The sequence below is a fragment of the Paenibacillus periandrae genome, assembly GCF_022458865.1.
In the GTDB taxonomy this organism is placed as follows: Bacteria; Bacillota; Bacilli; order Paenibacillales; family NBRC-103111; genus Paenibacillus_S; species Paenibacillus_S periandrae.
In genome coordinates, this window is the sequence record NZ_JAJNMU010000003.1 from 299,141 (window position 1) to 312,454 (window position 13,314).

Below are 13,314 nucleotides of genomic sequence, written 5' to 3' on the forward strand. Positions count from 1 at the left end.
ACATGTTGGATTTTTTCAAAAAAATGTTTGATAAAAAGCCGCCTGTCAAGGAACGGCCTCCATATTACAGTATTGTGTGCCCACATTGCTTCAGCAAGTTTGAGCCAGACGAAGTCGTATTCCGCGCAAGTCATGTCAAGGAGCATGATGATGATTTTATGCTGCAGGAGGATCGCAAGCTTGCTGATTGGCGGCGCAAATTCAATCTATCGCAGGTGGATATGGAAGCGATCATTGACCCTCTCACGATTCCCGACGAGAATAAAACCTACATCCAGAACGTGCTGGTAGCCGTGACCGACCGTTATGGTGAAGAAACCAGACGGCGTTTGTGCCCGGACTGCCATAACGAGCTGCCGATTTCGGCTGGCAAGGTCCCGAGTAATATCATCTCGATCGTCGGTGCCTCACAGGTAGGCAAGTCGGTCTACATGACGTCTTTGATCCATACGCTGCAAAATACGACAGCTTCCAACTTTAACGCAGCGTGCATGCCGTTGAGTGCAGAAATCAGCCGCAAGTTCAGACAAAATTACCACGAGCCGATATTCGAGCGCGGCAGCATGCTGCAATCGACGAACCCCAATGAGCAGCAGGAGCCGTTCATTTTTCAATTTGTATTCAAGGATGAGCGGGAGGCGCCGCTGACGCTTGTGTTTTTCGATGTGGCTGGAGAGGGCATGGTGGAGCGTGACTACCTGGACATCTATGCGGCGCATGTCAAAAATTCCTCGGGGATTTTGTTTCTGGTCGATCCGCTGCAGATCCGGAGTATTCGCGACAAAGCGCGTATCCATATCGGGGAAGAGGAAGGCGAGTTCGCCAACCGCTATGACGAGCCGCGCGAGGTCGTGATCAGCCTGTTTGAAAACTTTATCGCTCACCAGCATAATAGCAAAACCGATATTCCAACGGCCATTGTCCTGACCAAAAGCGATATGCTGACCCATTTGATGGAAGAGGACAGTGAATATATCAGGCCGAACAGCAATGTCTTTCGTAATGTCGTACACAAGGGATTTTTGAACAAGACAGAATTTGATAATATTAACGGGGAAATCAGCCGTTTTATCGAAAAGGTAGATAGGCCGTTTAAGGATGCGATTGATGTGTATTTCAAAAACACGGCTTTTTTCGCAGTGTCGGCATTGGGCGCAAATCCGGTTAAAAGCCAAATTACCGGGGTGATTAACCCGATTCGGGTGGATGAGCCTTTTATATGGCTTTTGTACCAGCTTGATTATGTGGCTAGGAGAGATGCAACGTGATGGAGTCGCGTAAACCGATACAGCAGCAATATTTTACACGGGATCGCGAAGGGGTTTTCCGAACGAATGAGGGCTTCGATACGGTAGCCAAATCGGATGGACTGGATTCAGCATTTATCAAAACGACGTTGAATCCCTTCTGCGTCTACAAAGCACCCAAGGAGCTGATGGGAAGGAACGAGGAGAACGTTGCTCTGTACCCGGAATCTCTTGTCGTCTTTCACGCCGATAATGGGGATATGGTCTTAAGTCGCAGCTGCTATGTAGGGGCCGATTTTACAGGGCAGCGCAGCGCGTCGTTCACGCATCAGTTCGTGGTGCCGAAGGAACGGAAGGAAGCCTTTCTGCGCGAGCCGGAGCGAGTATTGCAAATAGACAGCTTTCAGAGCGCTTATGATATCCGGGAGGGCAAGGTGCTTCCGGAGCTTGAAGATATCGGATACAACAAAGCTGTCCGCAGCCGCAGCATTGATCGAACGGAGCTGCTGCTGTCACGGCTCGGCATTGATCAAATTCGTTATCAGCAGCTCATATACGCCGTAATGGCATCCGTAGCCAATAAGAAAAAGAACTTCATCGTGCTGGATACGGATGTTACCGATAGTGCCGAGCTCGCCAAGGATTTGCTGGATTTGATCTATCGAAGCATTCCTTATTCTACACGCCGCTACCTAGGCTTTATGACCTTCAGCAGCGAGCCGGAGGGCAAGCAGGGCTTACATATTGTTTTTGTGGAAAAAGGCGGTATTCGCCAGCCGGACCGTAATGTAGAGCGTGAGCACTTATTTGATTTTTCCAATCAACGATTCATTAACACCGAGCTTCCAGCTCAGGAGCATTCCTTACTGGACACGATCTGGAAGCAGCGTCATACACTCGATCAGCTTGATCCTTTATTTGAATTTATGGATGAAGCGCTGCAGGGAACGACTAATCAAGCGGCGATAAAGGTGCAGACCTATTATGATCTGCACACCTTGTATGAAATCGAACAGGGCAATGAGGCGCTGTATGAGGCTAATCGCGAGGCTGCATTGCAAGGTATTAGTTCTTATGTGAACGCGGACAACGTAGCCAGCAAGGTAAGGCTGAACCAGTTGTTCGTCTCGCTGCTGCGCAGAGACCTGATGAACGGCGAGTTTTTGCCATCATCAGATTATGTCAAATGCCTGCTGCAGTATTATGCATTCGCCGATGAGGGTGTCAAATCCCTGCTGAATTCCTGCTTCATCATCTTTATTAGCCGGGCTGCCAATCGTTCTGAAGAAGGCATGAGCGAGGCCGCGCAAATCTTTGATCAATTGCTGGGTCGGGATTCATTGTTTGATTCGGTCATGAGTGGATTATACACCCAGCAGGCCGGAACGGCGGAGCGTTATGTTGCTTACCGTATGGCAAAGGCGGTAACGGTCAACACAATAATGGAAGAGATCCGCTTCTGGGTACAGCATGGTGAAAGCATCGTGCAGCAGCGTTTTTTTGCCAATGAGGTATTGAAAAAGGTGAAAAAGCTGCTGCAGACGGACTCTGTTCATAAGCAGCTGGAAGCGGCCAATGCTTTGTATCGGTATTTTGACGAGCTGCCAGAGCGTTCCGGCAAGCAGCAGTATGAGGATTTTTGCGGCCAGCTGAAGCTTGAGATTCGTCTCGATTTGCTGGATACCTTGCAGCCGGGCAATCTGGAATTCGAGGATATTGTTCAGCTGGGCTTTATGCTGGAAAAGGTCGATCAGGAGCTGAACAGCCATCTGGATAAACGTCAGAAGCAGATGATCCATCTGCTCAGTACGATCTACAAGGTACTGCTGATGTCCAAGAGAGAGGACTCCGAGCTTGTGAAAGCCATCGACAGGCTGGATACGCTCGATCTCGAACGCATACAGGAATATTTGAAAAAGCTGCTGTTCACACGTGTCGGTCCCGAGCATTTTAGTAAAATCGTCTATGCCTTCTATCGTCCAAGTTTGGGGCATGCCTCAGGCTATGAAGCAGAATTTGATTATTATGGGTTGCTGGAATATATCTCCTCGACGACCCACGGCTCTCATACGATCTATGATTTCCTGGTTTGGTCTGCAGAAGACACACGATTTTTAAATATGAGACAAGTGATGGATGCGAATTACAAGGCTGCGGTCAGCAAATATTTTGATAATCATGATCCCCGGGCGTTCAGGGACAAAGATGTTAAACTAAAGCTGCTGGCGACTCCGAATGAAAGCTTTGTTACTTTTTTCAAAGCCGTCAAGCTGCGGCAATCGGGCAAGCTGGTTCGTTTTGCTGTCAAAAATAGACGTAAGCTTGTCAGGACCGGGCTTGTTGTCGCTGCGCTTGTGATCCTGCTGGTCGTGTTCCGTAACCCCATTTCATCAATGATCGCTTATTTGGGACCTGCACCTGTAATTGTGGTGGAAGCTCTGCCTGTGGAAGCGACGGCCTCCACGGTAACCTTGCAAGCAAGCGCGCATAACGCCGACCCTGATATCAAGCTGTATGTCAACGATCAGTTGATGGGAAGCGGCAAGATCAGCACCACTGTTGATCTGCAGGATGGTGTCAATGTATTTGAATTCAAGGCGGTGAACCGCGGCGGCAAGTCATCCGAGGTTATCAAGAAACAGGTTTCGTACGCGATGCCAGCGCCTATCGTAACCATAGAAGCTACGCCTGACACTACACGCAATAGCTCCATCCAGCTTAAGGTAGGTGCGGCGGATATACATGATCCGAGTCCGACCATCTTTATAAATGGACAAGCCGTCGGACAAACCAGTGTGAGTAAATCTGTTGAGCTGAAGACCGGAGAAAATATAATTGAAATTAAAGCTTCGAACAAGCAGGGTAAAATGAGTGAACCCATTCTGAAAAAAATTAAATATGAGAAATAAATTAATTTAACAAAAAAGATTCATACATTTAACATTTGGTTTATATACTAATAGAATGTTGGATACCTTACTTGAAAGGATGAATCTTATGGAAATTATTAATCATATTAATTATACGGACCAGAATGATCACATATACTGCTGTTTACGCAATCGGGTTGTAAAGCTGAATCAAGAGCAGCAGGAACAATTTTGCAAGAGCTGCAAAATGTTCGCTGGCAACGCGGGTGGACGTGGAGTCGAGTGCGCTTGGGAGGATGTTCGCAATGTCAGCAATCCTCATGTGGTTGCCGATCCGGCGAAAGAATTTATTTCAAACCAGAGACGGGTTGTGTTTCAGGAAAATTGGACCCAACTTGCTTCCTATTGCGGATGAGATCATTAAGGAACTCCCCTATAAAACGATAAAAGCGATGTCGGCCCTCTACGGATGAAGGGTGTCGGACATCGCTTTTTTATGTACTTACTGGAATACACCACACAAGGCAGGAATTTGACATATATTGTCGAAATACGTAATTACAATATCGAAGAGAACAGATCGTACAGCTGTTTCCCTATCAGAAGGGTCGTAACTGCAATAAAGAGCGGTTTAACATAACTGGCACCATGGCGGATTGCCAGGCGAGAGCCGACAAGCGCACCCGCAATCATCGCAATGCCCATCGGTAAACCATAACCAAAATGGACGGAACCGAGCAGCCAGAAGGCCAACAGGCTTGCAATATTGCTGGCCAGATTCAATACCTTGGCATTGCCCGAGGCACCAACAAAGTCAAAGCCCAGCAGCAGGAACAAGAACAGCAGGAAGGACCCGGTTCCGGGTCCAAAGAAGCCGTCATAGAAGCCAAGGGCGAATGCACACAAGGCGGTTGCCAGCTTGATCGTCGGTGTCATCGGACGCGGTGATGTGAGTGCCCCCCAGTTTTTGCGCATTAAGGTGTAGATGAGCAGCAGCACCAGCATGCAAACCACGAGTGGTCTTAAAAATGCGGATGGAACCAGATGCACGGTATAAGTTCCAAGCATAGCGCCAATGAACGAAAGCGGAAACAAAGCAAGCGTTAGCTTTCCATTAATTTTCCCCGAAAATAAGAACGACAGCGTACTGGTGATCGAAGCCAAGGTGCCTCCCAGCTTGTTCGTTCCAAGTACCATACTTGGAGATAGACCGGTAAGCAGAAGTGCGGGCACGGCAATGAGTCCGCCACCGCCAACCACCGAATCAATAAATGCGGCGATAAAGCCCGCGGCGAGTAAAAATAATAACATATCGGTTGAAGGGAATTCCATGGTCGTACTCCTCTGTCAGTTGTTGATCAACTCTTATAACCAAGTATAGGTAAAGTTACATTGCTGCACAATACCCATCCCGGAGCAGGTGAACAGAAGATGTTGTCCAAATTCCGATCACGCACAATTAAGCAGCATTTTCTTATTTGGTCGGTAATGATTATAGTTGTATTTGGTTTATTCATTAATGCGGCTTTCTATTGGATCTATACCAACAATATTCATGAGGAGGTCAACGAACAGTTAGCTGAAAAGCTGACATTGCAATCCCTCTACATCAACCGTTGGCTGGATGAGAGATCAGCCGATATTTATCAGATGTCTCGAACACAAGACGTAAAAGCAGTTAATATCGACCATATGCAAAATGACTTTGTGACCTTTATTAACAATCAGTCCGAATTCACGGATCTCGGTTTTGTGAATACGGAAGGTGATATCCTCGTCAGTGCAATGCGTCCGCAAACGAGAATGAATGTCAAGAACCAGGCTTTTTTTGAGCAGGCGATTCAGGGGAAAATGTATATTTCGAAAGTCGTATTCCCGAGAATAACCGGTGATCCGATCATTATTTTCTCCTCACCTGTCTATAATGACGACAATCAGCTTCAAGGACTGATCTATGGATCGGTCAAGCTGGGAACGATATCGCGGACGGTACAATCGGTGCATTTTGGGCGAGCGGGTGAGCAGTATTTGATTGACGGCTCAGGTATGCTCATCACGGAAGCGCGTTTGGATATGCAGAAATTATACGGCAGGGATAAGATTGATACAGAAATTTTACAAAGAGCGTTGGCCGATTCCAATGAGGACTCGATCTATACCAATTATCGTGGGGAAGAGGTAATCGGTTCCTATCAATGGACAAAGGATCGGCGCTGGATTATTGTAGCGGAGCTGAAAACCAGTGAAGTGTTTGCTGCGCGCTCTAATATCATGTGGGTGTTTGTAGTGATCACTCTGTGCATATTGATCGCAAGCTTATATGGCATTGTGCTGGTAACGCGACGTGTGGAGAGACCTTTGGAATTTTTGCTGCAGGGTACCAAGGTTCTAAAAGAAGGGCATTATGAGTATCGGATTGACCCGAGCATATTCAAGCATGCCCCAGTCGAGCTGAAGGAATTGTGTGATACCTTCAATATGATGAGCCTTAAATTAAAAAGCACAGTAAGGCTGCTTGAGGATTATGCTTTGATTGATGCGCTGACTGAACTGCATAATCGCCGTTACCTGGCGCAGGAGGGCAGTAAAATCATTGAAAAATGCATCGAAACGCAGCAGCCCTGTGCGATCATGATGATCGACGTCGATTATTTCAAAAAAGTGAATGATACGTACGGCCATCAGGTCGGAGATCGTGTGCTGCTCCATATTGCCAAAATTCTAAAGCTGCAAACCCGACAGACCGATTTGGTTGCACGATATGGAGGCGAAGAGTTTACGGTACTGGCACAGCAAACCGACCTGGAACAGGCGATCCTTATAGGTGATGCGATTCGCAAGGAAATTGAGAATAAGCCGTACGTTGAGGAAGAGCTGCGTATTCCTCTCACAGCGAGTGTAGGTATCGCCCTGCTGCCTTTTGCGGCTGAAACCGATTTGACGGTAGACACTCAACTGAGTACCCTCGCGGAAGCTGCTGACCGTGCATTGTATAGAGCGAAGCAGAGCGGGCGCAATCGTATAGAGACTAATACCGATTGGATGCCTGCTTAGACCAGCCAAGCTTTTTTCGATTGCACAATCCCTTCGGACATGGTATTCTTCATGCGTAACCTGCTCATGCGGGTGCGCCGCAGGCGAATTATATAACTTGGAAAGGTGTTGTTCGCGTTGATTCACAAGCTGGAGCATATTGGCGTTATGGTAAAGGATATGGATGCCTCGATCCGTTTTTACACGGAGGTATTGGGATTGAAGCTGGTTAAGCGTAAGGCGCTGGCTGATGGAGTGGAGCTCGGTTTCTTATCTTTTCCTGACTCGGACCAAGTGGAGATCGAATTAATCGGACGCGGTCATGACGGCCTGCCGGACAATGGCATTGTTCATCATATTGCATTTACTGTGAGTGATATTCAAGTGGAAATCGATCGTCTGAAGAGCCACGGAGTCCGTTTGATGGACGAAACTCCGCGAACGATTCTGGATGGCGATCTTATTGCATTTTTCTTTGGTCCTGATGGCGAGCGCCTGGAATTTTTTCAGCCTGCAGGCAAATAATTAATCTATTTCTGTATAGCAAACCGTCCGTAGTTCAGTATCTATGGGCGGTTTTTTACATTCCAATTTTTGTTGATTTTTTGCTGTTTCAGAAAGCACACAAGGTGTAAATAACAAGTAGGGTCTGATGATTCAGACTCGTACCAGCATGTTTTGTCGCAATTCATCAACGGATCAGTTTATAATAGATGTATATATGTATTGGAATGGAGGGTTTCGTGTTGTGAAGGCACAAGTGGATCATCATTCGTTTTTTGAACATGTATATACATTTGCCCCTGTGGGAATTGCGATCGTGTCTATTCAAGGCGAATGGTTAAAAGCTAATCCTGCCCTGTGCAGCTTCCTTGGATATCATGAGCATGAATTGTTGAATCGACCTTCTAACGACTATATGTCGATAGACGATCATCAGGTTCAACTATTAATATCTGGAGCTGCGGCATCTTATGAAAGTGAGAAACCGTTGGTTCGCAAGGATGGCAGCATCATGTGGGCATCGCTGCACGTTTCCCTCGTTCGAGATGAGCAAGAAGGCACACCGCTCTATTTCATAATCCATTTGAATGATGTGACCGACAAAAAAGAGAAAGAGCAAAATTTACTGAAAATCGAGCAGCTGTACAAGATGATCTCGGAAAATGCTCAGGATTTGATCTCTTATTCAACCCCGGACGGGATTATACGGTACTGCTCGCCCTCTATTACTAATTTGCTTGGCTACACGGCGGAAGAGCTTGTTGGCAGTGCCAATCTGGAATTGTATCATCCTGACGACGTGCTGGAGCTGCAGAAGAGAGCCTTTTCCGACAAGGATACCTTAACCTACCGAATTCTGCACAAGAACGGCAAGTATTTGTGGTTCGAAACCTCCTATACAAAAATTCGGGATGAACAAGGCGAAATCAAGTGGGTTCTCGGTATTGGTCGTGATATTACGGATCGCAAGAAGCATAAGGATAATCTGGCGGAGGCGCAGCGTATAGCCTTGTTAGGCAGCTGGGAGCTGGACATTACTAGCGGAGAATTGATGTTATCCGATGAAATCTACCATATGTACAATTTGACTCGTGAACCGCAGCCGAACCGCCTATCCCAGTTTATTAATCTGATTCACCCTCTCGACCAACAACAGTTTATAGTAGAACTGGAGCATACGAAGAAAGGGCATGAATTAGATAAAGAATTCCGCCATTTGCATTTGGATGGAACGATCAAATATTTGCATGTGCGCGGTTTTCCAACGATGGACAGCAACGGCTCACCACTGAAATTAAACGGTACCATTCAGGATATTACCGAGCATAAGCTTGTTGAGCTCAAGCTGCAGGAAAGCATTGAACGTTACACGTCGCTTAAGAAGTATAACCATGATGCCGTATTTTCGCTCGATTTGGAAGGTAACATTATTAATACGAATCAAAAAGCGGAGCAGTTTACCGGTTTTGTCGTAGCAGAAATGGCAGGATTGAACTTTTCCAAATTTATTGGTAGCGTTAATCTCAAAAGGAAGCTCTCCGCTCTAGTGGAAACTGGCAATTCGGAGAAGGTTATCGATAAGATTACCCATAAAACAGGACAAATCATTGAAGTGTTGACAACCGTTGCACCTATCATCGTGAATGAGGCGACAGTCGGTTACTATATTATTGCCAAGGATATTACGGAACAGAAGAAACTGTTGGTGGCCAAGGAAGCCGCAGAGAAAACAAACAAGGCTAAAAGTGAGTTTTTAGCCATGATGAGTCATGAAATACGTACGCCCATGAACGGAGTTATCGGGATGACGCATCTGCTGCAGGACACGACAGAGCTGGATGCCCAGCAGGAGGTGTATGTCGATATTATTCGAAAGAGCGGCAATTCCCTGCTGACGATCATCAATGATATTTTGGATTTTTCCAAAATCGAATCGGGCAAGACCGACCTGGTAGAAGCTCCACTCGATATACGTGAATGCATCGCCGAAACTCTTGACGTGCTCTCTGCCAAAGCAGCTGAGAAGCATCTGGAGATGACTTATTCGGTCCATTCTCATGTGCCGAGTGTGCTTGTTGGTGATGCTGATCGCCTTAAGCAGGTATTGATGAATTTGATTGGGAATGGGGTCAAATTCACATACTCGGGAGGTGTTTCCGTAACCGTTGAGAAATGGCTGCACACTTCGAATTCGCTGCATCTTCGTTTTACGATCCGAGATAGTGGCATAGGAATTCCTGACGATAAAGTAGGTCAGCTGTTCCAGCCTTTTTATCAATTGGATCATTATATGACGCGTAAATCGGAGGGTACGGGACTAGGTCTTGCGATCAGCAAGAAGCTGATTGAAAAAATGGGTGGAGATATTTGGATAGAACCAACGACTGGCCCGGGTTCGACCTTTGTATTTACAGTTGCGCTTAAAGAAGAGAAGCCGAGTACAGATGGTGATCCCTGTGAGTTGGTAAAGGAAGAAAAGGCTGTACAAAGATCCTTGAAAATCCTGGTGGCCGAGGATCACGAAATTAATCAACTGGTTTTAAGAAAAATGCTGGAGAAGATGGGTCACACCGTAACGGTAGTGGAAAATGGCAAAGAGGCTATTGAAGCCGTGACCTTCGAACCATTTGACCTGATTTTTATGGATGTGCAAATGCCTCATATGAACGGCCTGGATGCTACCAAAGCATTGAAAAGCATTCCGATGCCGGGAGCCTTACCTGTTATTATTGCGGTTACGGCTAATGCCCTCACAGGGGATCGGGAGAAATGTATAGAAGCTGGTATGGACGATTACATTAGCAAGCCTTTCAAGCGCGAGTTGATCTCAGACAAGATAAGTAAGTATTTTCCGAATTAGGAGGCTTGGCTGGTGGGGAAAACAGCGATTGTCGCAGGAGCTACAGGGCTGATAGGGAATGAGCTTGTTGCATATCTCATGAAGGATCCCTCCTATGAGCGGGTGGTGGTTGTGGTCAGGCGGAAGCTGCAGATCGTACATCCCAAATGCATACAGGTGATAACCAATTACGAGCAGCTTGAAGATGAGCTTAAAGCGTATGTGGCTGATTCCGATGTGTTTTGCTGTTTGGGCACTACAATTAAGAAGGCCAGAACCAAGGAGCAATTCCGCAAGGTCGATCTTGAATATCCAATGAGGCTGGGTAAGCTGGCCCAAACGTTTCATGCAGCCTATTTCGGAATCGTTACCGCGATGGGGGCGAACGCGGATTCGTCTATTTTCTATAGTCAGGTAAAAGGGCAGGTGGAGGTCGGACTTGAACGGCTGCAGCTGGCGGCTTTACATATATTTCGGCCTTCGTTGCTGCTCGGACATCGAGCCGATGCCCGTACCGGCGAAAGGATTGGAGCCGTTATATTCACAGCCGCGGCACCCTTACTCCTAGGAGGCTTGCAAAAGTATAAGCCTATTCATGTAAAAACGGTGGCCAGAGCGATGCTTCAGTCTGCAATATGGGGTAATAAAGGGGTACATAAGTATTCATACAAGCAGATCGAAGAGCTTGCCGCTGCATACACATACGAAGCACTTTGATAGATGCTAAGGAGGAATCAGGATGGCACGCAAGATTGTCTTTGTTCAGGAAATTAACGAAACCCATGAAAAACAGATCCGCAGCATTGCTCGTGATTGGGAGCTAATCAGCGGTAAGGATCGTGAGCTGTGGCTTCCTCATCTGGCGGATGCAGAGATTGTGGTGGGCTGGAATTCGACCGCAACCAAGGAGTGTCTGCAGCCGGACACCATGCTGCGTTGGGTGCAAAGCTGGGGGGCAGGCGTAGATAGAATGCCATTAACTGCCTTGAGCGAATATGGGGTATTGCTTACCAATTCCAGTGGTGTGCACCCGAACCCGATTTCGGAATCGATCTTTGCCATGATGCTCGGACTAACACGCCAGCTGCAGCGGTCGATTCGCAATCAGCTGCAGCACAAGTGGGAGCAGTTGAACGGCCTGGGCGAAATTCATGGAAAAACAATCGGCATTCTTGGTGTCGGCTCGATAGGCTTGGAAGTAGCCAAGATATCCAAAGTATTCGGGATGACGGTAATAGGTGTTAAGCGAACCTTGTCGGAATCGGTATATGTGGATCGCATGGTCATGATGGACAGCTTGGACGAGGTGCTGCGCGAGAGTGATTACATCGTGAATACACTTCCGCACACCTCCGAGACAAACCATGTGATGGGACGCGCCCAGTTTGCAGCGATGAAGGCATCAGCATTTTATATCAATATCGGCCGCGGCGGGACGACTGACACGGAAGCATTAGTCGAAGCCCTGCAGCAGGGTACGATTGCGGGGGCAGGGCTTGATGTATTTGAAGTAGAACCGCTGCCAGCAGACCATGTGCTGTGGGATATGGATAATGTTATCATCTCCGCTCATAATACAGGGATTACGGAATATTACCAGGAGCGGGCCATGCACATTTTTCTGCGTAATTTGAAAGATTATGTGGAAGGCAGAGAGCCGCAGCTTAATCGTGTTAATCTGGAACAGCAATACTAGTAGCTTATACGGCATGAACATATCCCAAGCTGTCACTATTAGCAGCTTGGGATATTGGTGTGTCCTCGATTAATGGTGCATGGCTGCTTGTCTTTTGAAATGATCCTCAAGCACGAGACAAGCCATGGCTTCAATAACGGGAACAATCCTGGGACAGATGCAGGGGTCATGCCTGCCTTCGGTGACTATGGATTGTTCCTCACCGCTGACGTTTATCGTCTGCTGTGGAACGGATATCGAGGACGTAGGTTTTACCGCAACCCGGAATAGTATATCCTCTCCGGTGCTGATACCCCCAACAATCCCACCTGCGTGATTACTTATAAACCCGGCTGCCTGCATCTGATCATTATGCTCGCTGCCAAGCATTTCCGCTGCCGCGAAGCCAGCACCGAATTCAATGCCTTTGACCGCGCCAATCGACAGCATCGCGCGTGCCAGCTCGGCATCCAGCTTATCAAACACGGGCTCCCCTATGCCCGGCAGCACACCCCGGATGCGGCATTCCACGATGCCTCCACAGCTGTTTCCGACAGCGGCCAACGCTTCGATCTTCGTTACCATAGCTGCCGCGGCCTTGGGGTCGCAGGCCCGCACGGCATTGCGCTCAATCTCTTGCTCATCAAACGTCTCGCAGTGGATGCCGCCGATGGCTTTTGTATAGGCGACAAGACTGACGCCTCTATGTTCAAGCAGCTTGCGAGCTACAGCCCCTGCTGCAACCCTGCCCGCTGTTTCCCTCCCCGAAGCTCTCCCGCTTCCCCGATGATCCCGAATTCCGTATTTTTGCAAATAGGTGAAGTCAGCGTGTCCCGGACGAAAAGCATGCTGGATATCGTTGTAGGCTGAGGATTGCATGTCGTGATTATGCATCATCATGCAGATGGGCGTTCCTGTAGTTTTCCCTTCATACATACCTGAGAGAATATGCACAATGTCGGATTCCTTGCGGGGTGAGGTAACAGTAGATTGTCCAGGCTTCCTGCGATCCAGTTGAACTTGGATATAGGCTTCATCGATTTCAACACCTGGTGTGACGCCATCTACAATAACGCCAACTGCGGGTCCGTGGGACTCCCCGAAAGTTGTTATTTTGAAAACCTGACCAAATGAATTTCCTGCCAT

Annotated in this window: 10 protein-coding genes; 8 read left to right on the forward strand and 2 right to left on the reverse strand. The window is 47.6% G+C overall.

Annotated features, from left to right (window positions below; all coding sequences use genetic code 11):
• Positions 1–2: 2 nt before the first annotated feature.
• The 3 genes from LRL21_RS06275 to LRL21_RS06285 all read left to right on the forward strand — a co-directional run bounded on the left by LRL21_RS06275 (position 3) and on the right by LRL21_RS06285 (position 4,532).
• A complete protein-coding gene (locus LRL21_RS06275) occupies positions 3–1,268 on the forward strand; it encodes a TRAFAC clade GTPase domain-containing protein (protein WP_240414899.1) in 1,266 nt (421 codons plus the stop codon).
• Positions 1,268–4,156, forward strand: coding sequence for a cadherin-like beta sandwich domain-containing protein (locus tag LRL21_RS06280; protein WP_240415087.1), 2,889 nt, complete (start codon positions 1,268–1,270; stop codon positions 4,154–4,156). Before LRL21_RS06275 ends, LRL21_RS06280 begins: the two co-directional genes overlap by 1 nt.
• 88 nt (positions 4,157–4,244) lie before the next feature.
• Complete coding sequence (locus LRL21_RS06285; RefSeq protein WP_240414900.1) at positions 4,245–4,532, forward strand: hypothetical protein; 288 nt, start codon at positions 4,245–4,247, stop codon at positions 4,530–4,532.
• A 143-nt stretch (positions 4,533–4,675) separates the two neighbouring features.
• Here LRL21_RS06285 and LRL21_RS06290 read toward each other — a convergent pair whose 3' ends face one another.
• The gene (locus LRL21_RS06290; protein ID WP_240414901.1) at positions 4,676–5,449 is read right to left on the reverse strand and encodes a TSUP family transporter; all 774 of its coding nucleotides are present in this window, start codon (positions 5,447–5,449) and stop codon (positions 4,676–4,678) included.
• Positions 5,450–5,605: 156 nt separating this feature from the next.
• Here LRL21_RS06290 and LRL21_RS06295 point away from each other — a divergent pair, with 156 nt between their 5' ends.
• The 5 genes from LRL21_RS06295 (at position 5,606) to LRL21_RS06315 (ending at position 12,189) form a co-directional block, all read left to right on the forward strand.
• Positions 5,606–7,171 carry a sensor domain-containing diguanylate cyclase gene (locus tag LRL21_RS06295; RefSeq protein ID WP_240414902.1) on the forward strand — a complete coding sequence of 522 codons (1,566 nt, stop codon included), beginning with the start codon at positions 5,606–5,608 and terminating at the stop codon, positions 7,169–7,171.
• Positions 7,172–7,288: 117 nt separating this feature from the next.
• Positions 7,289–7,675: a VOC family protein gene (locus tag LRL21_RS06300; protein ID WP_240414903.1), complete on the forward strand. Its 387-nt coding sequence runs from the start codon at positions 7,289–7,291 to the stop codon at positions 7,673–7,675.
• 223 nt (positions 7,676–7,898) lie between these two features.
• Positions 7,899–10,514 (forward strand): PAS domain S-box protein, encoded by a 2,616-nt coding sequence (locus tag LRL21_RS06305; protein ID WP_240414904.1) that lies wholly within the window; start codon positions 7,899–7,901, stop codon positions 10,512–10,514.
• A 12-nt stretch (positions 10,515–10,526) separates the two neighbouring features.
• A complete protein-coding gene (locus LRL21_RS06310) occupies positions 10,527–11,210 on the forward strand; it encodes a Rossmann-fold NAD(P)-binding domain-containing protein (RefSeq protein ID WP_240414905.1) in 684 nt (227 codons plus the stop codon).
• A 22-nt stretch (positions 11,211–11,232) separates the two neighbouring features.
• The gene (locus LRL21_RS06315) at positions 11,233–12,189 is read left to right on the forward strand and encodes a D-2-hydroxyacid dehydrogenase (protein WP_240414906.1); all 957 of its coding nucleotides are present in this window, start codon (positions 11,233–11,235) and stop codon (positions 12,187–12,189) included.
• Positions 12,190–12,258: 69 nt separating this feature from the next.
• On the opposite strand, the gene aroC is transcribed toward LRL21_RS06315, so the two are convergent.
• On the reverse strand, positions 12,259–13,314 hold the full coding sequence (aroC, locus tag LRL21_RS06320) for a chorismate synthase (protein WP_240414907.1): 1,056 nt from the start codon (positions 13,312–13,314) through the stop codon (positions 12,259–12,261).